Source organism: Synechococcus sp. 63AY4M2 (assembly GCF_002760475.1).
Taxonomy (GTDB): domain Bacteria; phylum Cyanobacteriota; class Cyanobacteriia; order Thermostichales; family Thermostichaceae; genus Thermostichus.
The window spans coordinates 1,502,541-1,517,464 of the sequence record NZ_AXUX01000001.1; the positions used below are offsets into that span (position 1 = coordinate 1,502,541).

At 61.1% G+C, this 14,924-nt stretch carries 15 protein-coding genes; 6 read left to right on the plus strand and 9 right to left on the minus strand.

All coding sequences use genetic code 11. From position 1 onward, the window contains the following. Nucleotides 1-299 precede the first annotated feature (299 nt). The 4 genes from SYN63AY4M2_RS06645 to SYN63AY4M2_RS06660 all read left to right on the plus strand — a co-directional run bounded on the left by SYN63AY4M2_RS06645 (nt 300) and on the right by SYN63AY4M2_RS06660 (nt 3,759). Entirely contained in the window at nt 300-1,217 is a 918-nt protein-coding gene (locus SYN63AY4M2_RS06645; RefSeq protein WP_041438024.1) for a DUF1517 domain-containing protein, read from the plus strand. Between the two features lie 61 nt (nt 1,218-1,278). After that, complete coding sequence (locus SYN63AY4M2_RS06650) at nt 1,279-2,073, plus strand: hypothetical protein (protein WP_011429037.1); 795 nt, start codon at nt 1,279-1,281, stop codon at nt 2,071-2,073. 72 nt (nt 2,074-2,145) lie between these two features. Then, a complete protein-coding gene (locus SYN63AY4M2_RS06655; protein ID WP_011429036.1) occupies nt 2,146-2,892 on the plus strand; it encodes a peptidylprolyl isomerase in 747 nt (248 codons plus the stop codon). Between the two features lie 99 nt (nt 2,893-2,991). Next, nucleotides 2,992-3,759, plus strand: coding sequence for a HEAT repeat domain-containing protein (locus SYN63AY4M2_RS06660; RefSeq protein ID WP_240527300.1), 768 nt, complete (start codon nt 2,992-2,994; stop codon nt 3,757-3,759). A 51-nt stretch (nt 3,760-3,810) separates the two neighbouring features. Here SYN63AY4M2_RS06660 and bchM read toward each other — a convergent pair whose 3' ends face one another. Beyond that, nucleotides 3,811-4,476, minus strand: a complete 666-nt coding sequence (bchM, locus tag SYN63AY4M2_RS06665) for a magnesium protoporphyrin IX methyltransferase (protein WP_011429034.1) — start codon at nt 4,474-4,476, stop codon at nt 3,811-3,813. 140 nt (nt 4,477-4,616) lie between these two features. On the opposite strand from bchM, the gene SYN63AY4M2_RS06670 reads away from it, so the two are divergent. Next, nucleotides 4,617-5,114 (plus strand): hypothetical protein, encoded by a 498-nt coding sequence (locus tag SYN63AY4M2_RS06670; RefSeq protein WP_041438022.1) that lies wholly within the window; start codon nt 4,617-4,619, stop codon nt 5,112-5,114. Nucleotides 5,115-5,133: 19 nt separating this feature from the next. Here SYN63AY4M2_RS06670 and SYN63AY4M2_RS06675 read toward each other — a convergent pair whose 3' ends face one another. Both SYN63AY4M2_RS06675 and ftsZ read right to left on the minus strand, forming a co-directional pair. Continuing rightward, nucleotides 5,134-6,105 carry a D-alanine--D-alanine ligase gene (locus SYN63AY4M2_RS06675; protein ID WP_011429032.1) on the minus strand — a complete coding sequence of 324 codons (972 nt, stop codon included), beginning with the start codon at nt 6,103-6,105 and terminating at the stop codon, nt 5,134-5,136. Between the two features lie 69 nt (nt 6,106-6,174). Further along, nucleotides 6,175-7,296 (minus strand): cell division protein FtsZ, encoded by a 1,122-nt coding sequence (gene ftsZ, locus SYN63AY4M2_RS06680; RefSeq protein ID WP_011429031.1) that lies wholly within the window; start codon nt 7,294-7,296, stop codon nt 6,175-6,177. A gap of 604 nt (nt 7,297-7,900) precedes the next feature. On the opposite strand from ftsZ, the gene SYN63AY4M2_RS13790 reads away from it, so the two are divergent. Beyond that, nucleotides 7,901-8,062: a hypothetical protein gene (locus SYN63AY4M2_RS13790; RefSeq protein WP_168173323.1), complete on the plus strand. Its 162-nt coding sequence runs from the start codon at nt 7,901-7,903 to the stop codon at nt 8,060-8,062. On the opposite strand, the gene SYN63AY4M2_RS13935 is transcribed toward SYN63AY4M2_RS13790, so the two are convergent. From SYN63AY4M2_RS13935 to SYN63AY4M2_RS06710, 6 genes are all read right to left on the minus strand, one after another. Beyond that, nucleotides 8,035-8,259 (minus strand): ureidoglycolate lyase, encoded by a 225-nt coding sequence (locus tag SYN63AY4M2_RS13935; protein WP_206336818.1) that lies wholly within the window; start codon nt 8,257-8,259, stop codon nt 8,035-8,037. The two genes, SYN63AY4M2_RS13790 and SYN63AY4M2_RS13935, sit on opposite strands and share 28 nt — an antisense overlap. Before the next feature lie 206 nt (nt 8,260-8,465). Beyond that, a complete protein-coding gene (gene wecB, locus SYN63AY4M2_RS06690) occupies nt 8,466-9,593 on the minus strand; it encodes a UDP-N-acetylglucosamine 2-epimerase (non-hydrolyzing) (RefSeq protein ID WP_011429028.1) in 1,128 nt (375 codons plus the stop codon). 883 nt (nt 9,594-10,476) lie between these two features. Then, entirely contained in the window at nt 10,477-11,097 is a 621-nt protein-coding gene (locus SYN63AY4M2_RS06695; RefSeq protein ID WP_011429026.1) for a hypothetical protein, read from the minus strand. Between the two features lie 91 nt (nt 11,098-11,188). Next, nucleotides 11,189-12,658, minus strand: a complete 1,470-nt coding sequence (gene argH, locus SYN63AY4M2_RS06700; RefSeq protein WP_011429025.1) for an argininosuccinate lyase — start codon at nt 12,656-12,658, stop codon at nt 11,189-11,191. Between the two features lie 131 nt (nt 12,659-12,789). Beyond that, the gene (locus SYN63AY4M2_RS06705; protein WP_011429023.1) at nt 12,790-13,008 is read right to left on the minus strand and encodes a hypothetical protein; all 219 of its coding nucleotides are present in this window, start codon (nt 13,006-13,008) and stop codon (nt 12,790-12,792) included. A gap of 93 nt (nt 13,009-13,101) precedes the next feature. Next, nucleotides 13,102-14,841 (minus strand): GAF domain-containing SpoIIE family protein phosphatase, encoded by a 1,740-nt coding sequence (locus tag SYN63AY4M2_RS06710; protein WP_228375389.1) that lies wholly within the window; start codon nt 14,839-14,841, stop codon nt 13,102-13,104. Between the last annotated feature and the right edge of the window lie 83 nt (nt 14,842-14,924).

The window sequence follows — 14,924 nt, forward strand, 5'->3', positions numbered from 1 at the left end:
GCTTTGCGTGAAGGAACTGTCTAGAGGCGCTTTGACAACGCCGTTACGGGTTCTTTTGTGGACTGCGTAAGAATCCCCCGCCTTCAGGCGGTGGGAGTGTCAAGACTGCGGTCGCCTCCGTCGATAGTCTCGATGGGCCAGATTGAAGTAATCCTGAGTTGGATGCTGAGGAGTAAATCGGTGGGGATTCACAAGCAATGGCTCAAATAGCCCGCTAAAAGGTTCGGATCCCTGCCCTCTGCTGTCTAAGGAAAGAGCATACAATTGAGGAAGACTAGCCCCGTGATGGACACGTGAACATGCTGAAACGAATCAGTCGAAGCTGCCGGCCCCTGCTGGCCATTGCCCTGGCTTTGATCTTGGCCTTGGCCCCCGTCAGTGCCGTCTGGGCGCGCAGTGGTGGTCGCATTGGCGGTGGCTCTTTCCGCTCTCCGACCTTCTCTGCCCCCCGCTCCGTTGGCCCCCGCTCGGCTCCGGTGTACCCCAGCTATGGAGGGGGGTTCGGCTTTCCCCTGGTGGTGCCCTTTTTCTGGGGTGGTGGTGGCGGCCTGCTGACACTGCTGCTGCTCATCGGGGCAGGTAGCTTTCTGGTGCGCAGCCTGCGCTCGGCTGTTTCCGAAGATGGCGACGAGGGGGTTGCTGACCCGCCAGTAACCCTGGCTCAGGTGAAAGTGGGCCTGCTGGCCAGCGCCCGGCAACTGCAAAAAGACATGAACGCCCTGGCTCTGGAAGCGGATACCCAATCGCCGGAAGGGCTGAGCCAACTCCTGCAAGAGGTCACCCTCGGCTTGATGCGCTACAGCGACTACTGGGCCTATGGCCATGCCCAAGCAGAGAAGCTGCCTCTCTCCCGCGCCGAGTCTCTGTTCTACCAAGCCTCTTTGCAAGAGCGCAGCAAGTTTAGCGCCGAAACCCTCAGCAACCGCAACAACCAAATCCAACAGGTTCCCCAAGCGGTCCTTAAACGCGCTGCTGCCGGGATCCCGGATGTCGGCGAGTATCTGGTCGTTACTCTACTAGTTGCGTATCGCGGCAACTTAGGTACACTACCTGTAGTTAAATCTGCGGCGGATCTGCGGCAGTGCCTGCTGCAGTTGGCCTCCATTCCGGCGGAGCGAATTGTGGCGATCGAAGTGCTGTGGACGCCGCAGTTGGAAGGAGACACCCTGTCGGCAGAGGCGCTGTTGACCGAGTACCCGGAAATGCGGCTCCTGTGAGAGCGCTGGAGTGAGGAGACGGCTGCTGTCGGCTAGGGGTCTCGCCGCCAAGGGAGGTTCTATGTCCGGGTTTGATGCTTCGGCAGACAGGAGCCGTCGTTCTCCTTGGGCTGTATTGCGTTACAAGAGTCAAGCAGATTCCCTGCTGGATGAGCTGCTTGAGGATTTGGAGCACAGCCTTGAAGAAGGGCTGGTGGAAGAGTACCCCTATTGGGGCACGCGCCCGCCGCTGCCTTTGCGGCGCTCTTCTATGGCCTCAGGGATCCTACTGGGTTTGGCCTTGGCGGCCACTCTGGTAGCAGGGCTAGCCTTCTGGACGACCCTGCGCCGCCGGGCGGGAGTCTTTTCTCAGGCCAATTCTCCTTGGCTGAGGGATCCTGTGACTGAGGCCTCCGATTCTCCCAACTCGGATTTCCGGCTGGCCCAGGAACAGGAACCATCTCGGCCCCCAGAGGCGGGAGGTAAAACTCCTCGAGATCCCTCTGAGGAAGTTTCGTCTCAGGAGCCACCTAGGATCACCTTAGCCGAGCCAGAGGCGAAAACAACCCCCGTAAGGCCGCCAGCGGCCACCGCTCCTACCCCTGCAGCGGCAACCAGCGCTTCTCCTCCCTCCCTCAGGTCTGCGCCGGTGCGGATCCCGCCTCAACCGCCGCCGCAGATGAAGCTGGTGGGGTTGATCCACGATCCGGGCGATCCCAAGGCTCTGATTCTGATCGACAACGTGGTGCGACAGGTGCCGGTTGGCCAGGCGGTGAAAGCAGAGTGGCGGGTCACCTCCATCAGCCCCTACGGGGTGAGGGTAAGCAATGGCGCTCAAAGCGTCACCTTGCAATTGGGGTTGTCGCAACGGCTCTAGATATCTCTCTTGACATCTGGAGAGGGATCCCTGTGGAAAGTTGGATCAAATCGAAAAAGGGAGAAGGGGCAGATGCAATTTACCAAGCTGGGGCGAATGAGCCGCTGCAGAGTGGGGTTGGGCTTGGCTTTGGGGTACCTCTGTCTTGGTCTGTTCGCTTGTCGCCGTGCGCTCCCCTCCTCTGGCTCTCCATCGGGGATCCCACCGGCCTACGCCCATCGCCCGCAACTGCAGGGCAAGGCGCTGGTGGAGCTAGAGGTGCAAACTGCTGAGGGAGCGGGCAAGGTGATCTTGGAGATTCACGGGGAGGAGGCGCCCCTCACGGCTGGCCAGTTTGTGGATTTGGTGCAGCGGGGCTTTTACAACGGTCTCACCTTCCATCGAGTGGAGAAAGATCCCCAACCTTTTGTGGTGCAAGGAGGGGATCCGCGGGGAGATGGCACCGGTGGCGCTACCGAGCCGGGCAGCAACCGCCTGCGCACCATCCCTTTGGAGATTCAGGTGCGTGGGGAGCCTCACCCCCGCTACAACACCTTGATTGAGGATCCCATCGCCCTGAGCAAGCTGGCCTTGCCCCATCGCTTGGGCGCGGTGGCCATGGCCCGTTCTAGCCCGCTGGATTCGGCCTCTTCCCAGTTTTACATCGCCCTCTCTGCTCTGCCGATCCTGGATGGGCGCTATGCGGTGTTCGGCTATGTCACCAGTGGCATGGAGTGGGTGGAGCGCCTGCAGGTGGGGGATGTGATCCGCTCGGCGCGGGTGCTGGAAGGAGCGGACTTGCTGCAGGTTCCCGGATCTCCAGATTCAACTGCAAACTAGGGACCTCGGCGGCTTATGATGGGCTGCAGCCAGGATTTGCTTGCTTGGCTGCTTTTTCCGCCTTCATTCTGGCCTTTTGCCTGGGGAGAAGAGATTTTCGTGCTCCTGCCCTCCCCGCCAACGGCACCAATCTGCCCGCGCCCCTTCATGTACCAAGATGCCTTTTCTCCCCTAGACGAGCTGCCACCTCACTCGCCGCCGGAGGTAGATGTGGAGCGGATGCTGCAGCAGTTGCAGGATCCGGATCCCCGTTTGCGGATGCAGGCGGCCCGCGCCTTCTGTGAGATCGAAGAGCCCCGTGCCGTGCCGTCCCTGTTGGCTCTGCTCAGGGATCCCTGCCCATTGGTGCGGGTAGGGGCGGCCTATGCCCTAGGTCGAAATTCGGATCCCTGTGAGGTGGAGCTGCTGATCGACAGCTTGCGCCGGGATTGGAATGGCTATGTGCGCAAAGGGTTGGTGTGGGCCCTGGGCAATGCCAAGGATCCGCGGGCCTATCCGGTGTTGCTGGAAGTATTGGCCGGAGATATCACAGCCGTGCGACTGTGGGCGGCCAGCGCCCTCGGACAATTGGCCCAAGCTCAGGTGTTGCCCGGCCCGGCCTTGCAAGAGGTGGCGGCAGCCCTCTGTCGGGGCTTGGCCCACGATCCGGTGGCGGCAGTCCGCGGCAACTGCGCCTGGAGCCTAGGGATCCTAGGGCAACATCTGAAGCCGGCGACGCCCTATACAGCTCTCTATCAAATGCTCACCAAGCAGTTGCTGGCCAGCGCCAGCGGCGACCCTGACTGGGGAGTCCAGGATGATGCGCGACTTGCCCTGCAAAAGCTGGCAGATCCGGATTTGCTGGAAAAACTGGGTAACTTCGACTGACCTGGTCGAGCCCAGGCAGCTCGGCCCCAGAGCAAGCTAGGAGCGACGGCTTCAGCGAACCAGGTCAAGCAGCCAGGCAAAGTAGAAGCGGCTTCGAATGGTTCGGCGTTGTTGCACTTTCCAGCCCCACTCGGCCAGGTGGCCCACCAACGTCGCCTCGCGGTGTTGATAGGCGCGGGTGGTTTTGCTGGGGCCAGGGAAGAACTCCCCTACTTTCTTCAGCAGCGTCAGCCAGGGGGTTTTGGGAGCAAAACTGAAGATCAGGCGAGAGCGGGCCAGGCAAGTTAGGTGGTTGAGCATGCGCAGGGCGTCGGCTTCGGGATAGTGGATCATCACATCCAGGCAGACGACGACATCGTACTCCCCCGTCAGTTCCTCCAAATCCAAAACCTGAAACTGGGGGTTGTCTGTGGATCCCAGCTCCATCTGTTGGCGGCGACGCGCTTCGTTGACCATTTGCTCGGAAATGTCGCTGGCAAACACCTGCGCCCCTCGGGCGGCCAAAGGCAAGCTAAGGCTGCCCACTCCGCAGCCGGCATCGCAAATGCGCAGACCGGAGGGATCCCCCAGCCATTGCAACACCGTCTCGACTGTGCGGGCATGGCCCAGTCGAATATCTTTCTGGACAAAATTGACTTCCTCGTTGCCGTAGATGCGCCGCCAGCGCTCGAAACCGACGGTGTTGAAGTAATTGCGGACAATGGCTTTTTCTTGCATAGAACTTCCAGCTACACGACCTCCTCAGGGGCCTTCCTTGCCGATGCGGATACATTCTACCCCGAAGCCGCTGCCGCCACTCCCAGCGCCTGTCCCATGGCTGTATTAGAATTAACTTGCCTTCACTGGAATAAAACTCGATGACGGAAGCTGAGATTGCCCAGGCGTTGCAGGCTCGCTTGGCCGTCCCTGTCAAGATCGCCGTCAAGCGTCGCCAGGCTCACCTGCACGTTCTCCTCAACCGCTCCCCGCAAACCCAGCTCGACTATCCCCATCTCACCCAACAGGTGCGAGCCGCGCTGGAGGCGTTGGGCCTATCCGGCCTGGAGCAGGTGACGGTCTATGGGCGAGCGTCAGGACATTCCGAATACGAGTGGCAGCAAACCCAGCCGCTGCGGGATCCTCTCTTGAGCGCTGAGGAGACCACGCTCGTGCTGGAAAAGCAAGGCAACCGGCTGCTGCAGGATCTAACGCTGGTTGCTCCCGATTCCGCCGGCCCCCAGCCTGAGCCCAAAGAAAAGGGTCCCGGCCAAAAAGCTGCTGGCAAAGGCGGATCCCCTATTGCCTGGCTGTGGCCGGCAGGAGCAGTGCTGATGGTCGGGATGGCGGTGGCGGTTTTGCTTCTTTTCTTTCTCTAGAAAGCAGTCTGGCTGGGGATCAGGCCGGCTGTGGCGAAGGCCGGGATCCAGACGGGGCCGAGCGAGTCAATGCCGCCCTCTGCAGGGCATCCTGCAGCATCCGCTCCACCAGCTCCGTAAACGTCCAGCCCAGAGCTGCCGCCGCCTCTGGGCAAAGCGAAGTGGGGGTCATCCCGGGCAGGGTGTTCACCTCCAGCACCCAAGGGTTCTCGTCGGCATCCACCCGCAGATCCACCCGCGCCAGACCTTCACATCCCAACACCCGATAGGCCCTTAGCCCTGCCGCCTCGCAGCGGGCCAGCCCTGCCGCGCTGAGGGAACAGGGGATCAAATGCCGTGAGCCGCCGGGGGCGTACTTGGCTTCGTAATCGTAAAAATCTCCCTGGGCAGGGATGATCTCAATGGCCGGGAGAACCTGGCCGGAGAGAATGGAGAGGGTGATCTCCTTGCCGGGAATGTAGCGCTCCAGGAAGACCCGCGAGGAGACCGAGCTGGCCAACGCCAGCCCCTGAGCCAACGACACCTCATCCCGCGCAAGGCTAATCCCCACCGTCGAGCCGCTGTTGCTGGGCTTCACCACCAGCGGGGATCCCAAACGCGCCACACACTCGGCCCAGGAGAGCGGCTGCGCTTCATCCCAGACCAGCCACTCAGGAGTGGGAATCCCTTCGGCCCGAAAGATCTGCTTGGAGACCAGCTTGTCCATGGCCAGAGCGCTGGCCAACGGCCCGGATCCCTGATAGGGCAAGCCCAGCCACTCCAGCATCCCCTGCACCACCCCATCCTCACCGCCGGGGCCATGCAGGGCAATCCAGACGAAGTCGCAGCCTGCCTGCCGTTCCTGCCAAAGGCGCAGCGGCAGATCCTCCTCGGGGTCGATCAACTTCGCCCGATGCCCCAGATCCTCCAGCGCCCGCTTACAGGCTTTGCCCGTTACCAAAGAAACCTGACGTTCTGCCGAACGACCCCCTGCCAAGATAACAATGTTCATGGCTTAACCCCAAAGCACTCCCCACTCCCAGCAACCGGCACCAGGATAGCCGCATTCCCTCACTCTAACCTACGAAGGAGGACGGCGGCGGCGCAAAAACTCGGGAATGTCCAAGCCCCCGGATGCAGGGGGCTCAGGCTCAGGGGGCTGTCGAGGCGGTGGCTCAGAGCCAGAGGCAGTGGTCCTACGCGTCCCCACCCCCCCCTTGTTGGCGACCGAGGCTTTGGATCCAGAAGCGGCAGCCGACCGCGATCCGTCAAAACCGGTGGCGATGACGGTGATGCGCACCTCCCCTTGCATGCGCTCGTCCTGGACGGTGCCGAAGATGATGTTGGCTTCTGGATCCACTGCCTCAGCGATAATCTCAGCGGCTACCGTGACCTCGTGCAACGACAGATCCAGCCCGCCGGTGATGTTGAAGAGCACGCCCTTGGCCCCTTCGATGGAAGTTTCCAAAAGGGGAGAGGAGACGGCGGTAATGGCAGCTTCGCGGGCGCGGGACTTGCCGGATCCCATGCCAATGCCCATCAAGGCAGTGCCGGCATCGGCCATCACGCTGCGCACGTCGGCAAAATCCACGTTGATCATGCCGGGGATGAGGATGATATCCGAAATGCCCTGCACCCCCTGACGCAAGACATCGTCCGCGACGCGAAAAGCCTCGTGCACAGGAGTTTGCTCAGAGATCACCGAGAGCAGCTTGTCGTTGGGGATCACGATCAGGGTATCGACCGCCTCCTGCAGCGCTTGGATCCCTTCTTCGGCCTGCTTGGTGCGCCGCTTGCCCTCAAAGGAAAAAGGCCGCGTCACCACCCCCACCGTCAGGGCACCGCTGGCCTTGGCAATCTGGGCGACGATAGGGGCTCCACCGGTGCCCGTGCCCCCTCCCATGCCGGCGGCAATAAAGACCAAATCTGCCCCTTTGAGAGCCGCTGCAATTTCTTCGCTGGACTCTTCGGCGGCTTTCTGACCAATGGCCGGGTTGCCGCCTGCCCCCAGCCCGCGGGTTAACTTTTGCCCGATTTGCAGGCGGTTCACCGTTGATGTCGAGCACTGCGCAAGGGCCTGAGCATCCGTGTTGATACTCCAAAACTCAACACCCTTGAGGTTGCTGGCCGCCATCCGACTGACCGCGTTGCCACCTCCACCCCCCACGCCCACCACCTTAATTTTCGCGGCATTGCTCAGCATGTTCTCCTCTGGATGAGCCGCTGCCTTGGTCTGGGCTCCGTTTCTTTCATACTCGACCTGAGAGTCCTCCCCCGTGTAGCGCTCACTCCAATGGGAAGGCGTTGACTGAGTTTGCTCCAAGCCTTGCCCAGGACTGGGAGGATGGAAGTCTGACCAATGGTTAGATGGCATGTCAGCCCTCAAGATAGCTTAATTCTGGCAAATATCGAACATGCTAGCTGATTTAATATAAGGCAACTCTCTTCAGATGCCAACGGTGAAGACGTTTGCGGATCTTCTAGCTAGGCGGATGCGGCCCCCAAAAAGAGCCTCATCCGGATAATCTGGGCGCTTTCATGTTTCGTACTTTGCCTATGAATCTTCTCTCGCAGTTAAGCTTCCTCTTTTGTACAAGCGAGGTTCCTATCGAAGGGTACGTATTCCCGAACACCTAGTAGATAGAGCCCAAATTAGGACGAACTGTTGCCCCCAGCGCGCTTCGGTCGGAGCTGAGCTTGCGCTTGCCTAAAAGCTAACTTTGCGTTTTCTTTTCGGAGTATTCGAGAATACTCACCCCTCCCAATTCGAGCCTGGCAGACCAACCGCCAATTTTTGCCGATTTTTAATGCTGAGGTTTGGGTATTCTGCAAACTACCCCACGGCTAAAGCCGAAGGCTTCTGCGCCGAAAGAGCCGGTGGGGGGGTGCCGTCGGGGATCCGCGCCATGGGCTTAGAGCGGCTGCAAATGGATCTCGGCGTTCAGCCGCTGGCACAGGGATCCCCCTGATCCTGCGCCGTCGTCCTGCTGGCCAGGGCCTCTACCACTTCGTCGGAGTTGGCAGTCAGCACCACAACGGGGCGCTCGCAGGCGAGGGGGAAAGCGTGCCAGGTGCCGCGGTGCAGCAGCAGCCCGTGCCCAGGGGGGAAGCGCAGGGCTTGCACTTTGTCTAGGTCGGGGAGGGTTTTGGGGGGAGCCATGACCATGATGAATGGCTCCTGTCCCAAGGCTATAAACACATACGCAGGTGGCGCTCCGGCAGAGCACGGCCGGGTAGCTGGGCAGGATCTTGGCGGTGCGGATGACGGCTTTGCCGGTGTACCAGCAGTCGATCCTAGTTTTTTTCGGGGCAGCCGAAGAAAGGGAGGAGCAGGCAACGGTTTTCTCACCCCAGTCTGAGTCTCTGCGGGCCTTATTCTGGTGAGCTGGGCGAGTTAAACTGCCTCTCGATGATGTGGCAAATTTGCCTGGCAGCGGTGCCGTCGCCGAAGGGGTTTTGAGCCTGGGCCATGCGGGCGTAGGCCTGGGGATCCGTGAGCAATTCTCGGGCCGCCTCCAGGATCTTTTCGGGATGGGCGCCCACCAGGCGGGCGGTGCCGGCAGCAATCGCCTCAGGGCGCTCGGTGGTCTGCCGCAGCACCAGCACCGGTTTGCCCAAAGCTGGCGCCTCTTCTTGAATGCCGCCGGAATCGCTGAGGATGAGAGTGCAGCGCTGCATGGCGCTGACCCAGCAGGGATAGTCCAAGGGCTCGGTAAGAAAAACTCGCTCCCGGGATCCCAACAGGGCCTGCAGGGGCTCTCGCACCGCGGGGTTGGGGTGGAGAGGCAAGAGGAGGGCCGTGTCGGGGAACTCCGCCAAAATCTGCAGCAGAGCCTGGCCGATGGCTATTAAGGGATCCCCCCAGTTTTCCCGCCGGTGCACAGTAACCAACAAAACCCGATAGCGCCCCCAGTCCAAGCCAGGGATGGGGCAGGGGATCCCAAGCGCAGCTACCTGTAGCAGGGCATCGATGACGGTGTTGCCCGTGCAATAGATAGAGCCGATCACGCGGCTTTGCTTCAGGTTATCCACCGCTTGCGGCGTGGGAGCAAAGTGCAGGCTGGCCAACTGAGAAATGAGACGGCGATTGGCCTCTTCGGGAAAAGGGTGGTAGAGATCGTCGGTGCGCAGGCCGGCTTCCACATGGCCTACTGGAATGCGTTGGTAAAAAGCAGCCAGGGCAGCGGCAAAGGCGGTGGTGGTATCGCCCTGCACCAAAACCAGTTGGGGCCGCTGCGCCTGCAAGTAGGGTTCTAGACCCCGCAGGGTGGCTTCGGTGATGTCGGTCAGGCTTTGGCGGGGACGCATGATCTCCAGATCCCGATCCGCCCGTAGGCCGAAGAGCCGCATCACCTGATCCACCATCTCCCGGTGTTGCCCTGTCAGGATCACCTCGGTGCGCAGGTGGGGACTGGCCCGCAGGGCCTGGATTACCGGAGCCAGCTTAATGGCTTCGGGCCGCGTGCCCAAGATCACAGAAACCAGAGGAAGGGAGGTCATAGGCTCAAGGGCATCGGCGCCTGGGGGAAGCGAGCAACTCTGGCCCCGCTCCAGACAGATCGGCCGTCAAATCGGGTTTTGGAAAGGCCCTGACTGGGATCGGAGGCTCCCGCCTGCCTGGTTCTCAAGTTACGGCAGCACAGCCTCTGTAGATGGGGATGTTTCCGGGGCCAACTATAGGCAAAGAGAAACCAGCAGAGGGCGCTCCCCCCGATCTTAACCCCCGATTGCTCTACCTTTTGCTTCGCCGAAGCCAGCCCTGGGCAGGGATCCGGCAAAAAACATCAAAACCAAACAGCGCTGCTCGCTCCCTGCCCACCTCGCCCAAGTGGGCCCAGAGGCTGCCGGGCCGGGGACAGTTACCAGGGCCTCTAGATCCAGCCAAAAGCCTGGAGAGACAGGAATCCGTATCCGCCCTCTTCTACTGCCCTCCAATAGCTTGCCGAGGGCTATGGCTCGCCGAAACAAATTGCGCAGGGGCGGAGAGACTCTTAGCGGCGTTTGATCCGTGGGTATCTTGCATGTCGTTCGATGGTTGCCTCAGAGGGGCTGAGAGCCCAAAGCTGACCCCGAGCCTATATCCAGCCCATCTCATCACAAACGAGGGTAAACACCGTTGCACAACTGGCCACTAGCAGCGATATAAAGGGCGGCTGGCCATGAGCCATGCAAACAGCCGCTGCCAGCGAAGCGCCCACAGCAGCAGAAAAAGTGCGACCTGCCCAGTTGCCTTTGGAGGGTTTGTCAGAGGGATTAAATTTGTTAAACATTTTGACGCAAGCAATGGGGTACAAAAGGGATGATTCACAAGGATTTCGCCTCAGGCTATCACTCTCAGATGAAATTTCGGCGGGATTCAGGACTATTCTCAATACTTCTTCGCTTAGGCTTCAATCTTTCGTAAAATTGCGCTAAGGTATTCGTAGTCGTCCCGCAACAGCGAGCTCAACTGCCGCCCTGCTTGCACCAACCAGTGGCGATCCCGGTTCAAGATCCGGTAAGTCTGACGGATGACAGCGGCCACCAACTCGTCGCTGGGGATCCCGTTGACACGCAGCAGGGTGCGCAAAAACTCAAAAGAGCGGCAAAACTCCCTTACCTCGCTTTCAGAGCAGGGGTAAACTGGCTGGTGGATCTGGGGCGGACGCGGCGGCAGATACTGATAAACCCGCCCCCCGCCAACGAAGCCGACAATGGCAGCGCGGAAATCGCTGCGCAACATGGCGAAAATCTGGGGTTGCTGCTCCCGCAGTTCCCGGGGGGAGAGGCCCAAGGCCCTGGGACGGTGAACGGTGTCGATGGGAGTGATGGCGGCATAGCAGACCACTCCATAGATCCAGTTGCCGGTCTCCTCGTCTTGCGAGCGGATCCAACTGCCGAGGGCGGGCAGGGGCGGGAAGCTCAGGCGTTCTGGCTCTAGGCACTGGGCCACAAGGGTGGTGGTGTTGGCCTCCACCACTTCTCCCAGGGCAGAGGGGGGTGGGGAGATGGCTTGGGATCGCATCCTTCCTCCGCTTTCTCAAGGCCAATGGCTGGGAGGTCGCTCTGGGGTCGCGGACAGAGGGGGCAAGCGGGAATGGAGGCAGGGCCGCTGCTCAGCTCTCCAAGGGCAGCCCAGAGCCAGGTGAGGAGGGGGGCAGCGGGGGTTCTTCTGCCGGCTCTGTCTGTTGGTAGCGGGCCTGGGCCCGTTGCAAGGCTTCCCGCACCACCGCAAAGCCAGTGCCTCCAGCGCTGAGCCGCGCGGCCACCACCTGGCGGGGATCGATGGCCGCAAAGATATCCTCCTCAAAGGCTCGATGAAAGCTTTTCCACCGCTCCAGGGGCAGATCTTTGAGCAGAATTCCCTCTGCCACACAGGTACGCACGATCTGACCCACCAGATCGTGGGCGGCGCGAAAGGGGATCCCTTTTCGCACCAGATAGTCGGCCACGTCGGTGGCGTTGGAGAAGTCTTCCTGCACCGCGGCCTCCATGCGTTGGGTTTGGAATTGGATCCCTTCCCGCAGCAGGATGGTCATCGCCTCCAAGCAAGCCTTCACAGTATCGACGGTATCGAAGAGCCCCTCTTTGTCCTCTTGCAAATCTTTGTTGTAGGCCAGGGGCAGCCCCTTCAAGGTGACCAGCAGAGCTTGGAGATGGCCGAACACCCGCCCTGTCTTGCCCCGCACCAATTCCAGCACATCGGGATTCTTCTTCTGGGGCATGAGGCTGGAGCCCGTGGCACAGGCATCGGTGAGGGCGACAAAGCCAAACTCCTGGGTGGCCCAGAGGATGAGCTCTTCCGAGAGACGGCTGAGATGCACCAAGATCAGGCTGGCGGCAGCGTGGAACTCCACCAGGTAGTCCCGGTCGCTGACGGCGTCTAGGCTGTTGGCACTGATGCGCTCAAAGCCCAGCAGATGAGCAACCAGTTGCCGGTCGATGGGCAAGGAAGTGCCGGCCAAGGCCCCGGAGCCCAGGGGACAGACGTTGACCTCTTCCCGCACCCGTCCCAACCGTTGCCAGTCCCGCCAGAGCATTTCTTCATAGGCCAAAAGGTGGTGGGCCAAGCTGATGGGCTGGGCCCGCTGCAGGTGGGTGTAGCCGGGCAGGATTGTCTCCACATGCTGGCTGGCCAAGTCCAACAAAACCCCCCGCAGCTCCCAGAGAGCCTGCCGGATGGTGTCGATTTCATCCCGCAGGTAGAGGCGCAGGTCGGTGGCCACTTGGTCGTTGCGGGAGCGCCCCGTGTGCAGTTTTTTGCCCACTTCCCCCACCAAGGCCACCAGACGGCGCTCGACGGCGTAGTGGACATCTTCCGCCTCAGGGTCAGGCTGGAAGATGCCCTCGGCAACTTCCTTCTCGATCTGCTCCAGCCCCTGCCGAATTTGCTCTGCCTCTTCGCGGCTCAAGATGCCGCAGGCCCCCAGCATCTGCACATGGGCCAGGGATCCGGCCACATCGTAGGGCAAAAGGCGAATGTCGAAGCCAATGCTGGCGTTGAAGCGGGCAATCCTAGGGTGGAGGGATCCCGCAAAGCGTCCGCTCCAGGGGCGCGGGGTGGAAGGTGCCGTCGGCTTAGCCATGGGCTTGGAACGGGGAGAGAGATGACCACCACAGAAAGACTTGGCTGCAGTTGAGGCGGAAAAGAGCAAGCAAGGCAACGACAGCCAAAACGCCGCCACCTTGGGGCCAGGGAATCCGGGCGCCACCGCCTTTAGTGAGAGCTGGTGATGCTCTTGAGCATGTAGCCTGCCACGATCCCTATCAAAAGGGCCCAAATTTGGCCCGATTCCACGAAGTTGTTCCAGCCCTTGCGGATATCGCCCAGCACGTCCTGCCGGAACACCTGGGCGACGATCGCTTCCGTCTGCAAGGCCGGCGAGGTCGGCAAGTAAACTAAGGAGGGCTCAGAGCCAGAAGCAGTGGAGTGCATGCATGTACCTCAGGCAAAGGTCAACTGGGAAAGCGGGCCGCCACCTAAGTGGCCTCCCTAGCTAGAGGGTACCCTTAGTTTGAACCTTCGTAGCTAGGTTGGCTCAGAATCGGGCAGTACTTTCAACACCACCAGCGTCGTATCGTCCACCGGCTCAGGCCGCAGGGAAATCTCATCCTGAAACAAGAGCCCTGCATCCACTGGCGGCCCTGGGACAACAGGGTGGGATCCCTGGCGGCCCCGGAAGGCGTCCATCTGCTCAAAAAGGTTCTCCAGGATCTCCTCGGGCGACTCGTAGCGACTGGCAGCCCGCTGGATGGCCTCCATCAGACCTGAAGTCTCCAGCCGCTCCCCGCGGGTATTGGCGGCCTCGACATAGCCATCGGTATAATAAACTACAACATCTCCCGGCTGCAGGTGCACGCAGCTTTCCGAGTATTGGCTGTGTTCCTCCAAGCCGATCAGCGCTCCCTCTGTGTCGAGGGGCTGGATGTCGCGGCTGCGGGCCCGCCACCAGAGGGTGGGGTTGTGGGCGGCGTTGCTGAAACAGAGGCGACGGGAGCGGGGATCGTACTCTGAGTAGAACAGGCTGATAAAGCGATTGGAGTTCTCCAGATCGCTGTACATGGCCCGGTTGAGATGTTGGAGAACGCGGGCCGGCGAGTGGCGGTTGAGGGCTTCTGCCCGTACCATGGCGCGGGTCATGCTCATCAACATGCCGGCAGGGACACCTTTGCCCATCACGTCCCCAATTACGATGGCCAGGCGAAAGTCTTCGGATGGCTCAGGGGAAGGGGCCAGGGATCCAACCGGCTCATCGGCGGCGGCCCTAGAGTTTTCCGGTCGCTCGCTGGGTATCTTAATGAAATCGTAGTAATCGCCCCCCACCTTGCTGGCCACACGGCAGCGGGCTGCCAGCCGAATGCCCGGAACCTGGGGGTACTGGCGGGGCAACAGTTGGGTCTGGATGTAGGAGCCGATCTCCATTTCTTTTTCCAGGGCCATTTTGCGGCGCAAGGCCGCCGTCAAGCGCTCGTTCTCGATGGCCACGCCCGCTTGGTCAGCCACCAACCGCAGCAGTTGTTGGCGACGTTCATTCCACTGGTAGCCGGGCTGACGGCTGAAGACGTACAGGCGCCCCTGGACGGAGCTGCGAATCAACAGCGGCGTCCCGAACAGGCGGACATCTGGCCCCAGACTCTGGCGCAGGCGCTCGTCCAAGAGATGTTCCAGGGCTGGGATCTTCACAGACAGGGATCCCTCGGTTTTTAAAATGGGCTCCTGCGCAGACAGAGCTTGGGCGATCTGCTCCATCTCGGCGCGAATCTGCTCGCGGCGGTCGAGGTCCGAACAATGCAGTTGATCTAGCTGGATGGTGCCGTTGGGGTTGAACAACACCAGCGCGCCGCCGTCGGCAGCGGTGAGTTGGCTGGCCACAAAAGCCGTGAGCTCTAGGATCTGGTTCAGGTTGTTGAAGGAGCGCAGGGCAAAGGCCAATCCCCCCAGCAAATACAGCATCGGCTGCTGGTCTGTCCCCAGCTCTGCCACCGGCTCCGGCTTCGGCGGGGCGGGCAAGATGGCCGGTTTCACTTCCGTCAGCTTTCTCTCCTCCGAGGCCGCCTTGGGCGCACCGGCGGGATCCCCATCTGGGCCAGCTTGGGCCGAGCGCAGATCGCCCTGCTCGTCGGTGGGCGGCAGCGACGCAGCCGGAACGTTGGCGGGAAAGGAGTTTCTGTCCGCGCCTTGGGCAAGCAAAGACTCCGTCCAGGACGAACCCGACAGCCCGGCAGGGGGCTGCGCCGGAAAGGCTTTTTGCGGGCCGTACTCATCCATCGGGAACTTAGAGGCAATCCCTTGGAAACATAACGATGCAGTTTAGCAAAAATATCAAAAGCTTTGTCGCAAAAGTTTCAGCC

Coding starts and splice junctions, on each gene's coding strand:
- wecB (WP_011429028.1), bottom strand. CDS start 9,593: ATGACCTCCCTTCCTCTGGTTTCTGTGATCTTGGGCACGCGGCCCGAA.
- bchM (WP_011429034.1), bottom strand. CDS start 4,476: ATGCAAGAAAAAGCCATTGTCCGCAATTACTTCAACACCGTCGGTTTC.
- SYN63AY4M2_RS06695 (WP_011429026.1), bottom strand. CDS start 11,097: ATGCGATCCCAAGCCATCTCCCCACCCCCCTCTGCCCTGGGAGAAGTG.
- ftsZ (WP_011429031.1), bottom strand. CDS start 7,296: ATGCTGAGCAATGCCGCGAAAATTAAGGTGGTGGGCGTGGGGGGTGGA.
- SYN63AY4M2_RS06650 (WP_011429037.1), top strand. CDS start 1,279: ATGTCCGGGTTTGATGCTTCGGCAGACAGGAGCCGTCGTTCTCCTTGG.
- SYN63AY4M2_RS13790 (WP_168173323.1), top strand. CDS start 7,901: ATGCTGAGGTTTGGGTATTCTGCAAACTACCCCACGGCTAAAGCCGAA.
- SYN63AY4M2_RS06655 (WP_011429036.1), top strand. CDS start 2,146: ATGCAATTTACCAAGCTGGGGCGAATGAGCCGCTGCAGAGTGGGGTTG.
- SYN63AY4M2_RS06675 (WP_011429032.1), bottom strand. CDS start 6,105: ATGAACATTGTTATCTTGGCAGGGGGTCGTTCGGCAGAACGTCAGGTT.
- SYN63AY4M2_RS13935 (WP_206336818.1), bottom strand. CDS start 8,259: ATGGTCATGGCTCCCCCCAAAACCCTCCCCGACCTAGACAAAGTGCAA.
- SYN63AY4M2_RS06670 (WP_041438022.1), top strand. CDS start 4,617: ATGACGGAAGCTGAGATTGCCCAGGCGTTGCAGGCTCGCTTGGCCGTC.
- SYN63AY4M2_RS06645 (WP_041438024.1), top strand. CDS start 300: ATGCTGAAACGAATCAGTCGAAGCTGCCGGCCCCTGCTGGCCATTGCC.
- SYN63AY4M2_RS06705 (WP_011429023.1), bottom strand. CDS start 13,008: ATGCACTCCACTGCTTCTGGCTCTGAGCCCTCCTTAGTTTACTTGCCG.
- SYN63AY4M2_RS06710 (WP_228375389.1), bottom strand. CDS start 14,841: ATGGATGAGTACGGCCCGCAAAAAGCCTTTCCGGCGCAGCCCCCTGCC.
- argH (WP_011429025.1), bottom strand. CDS start 12,658: ATGGCTAAGCCGACGGCACCTTCCACCCCGCGCCCCTGGAGCGGACGC.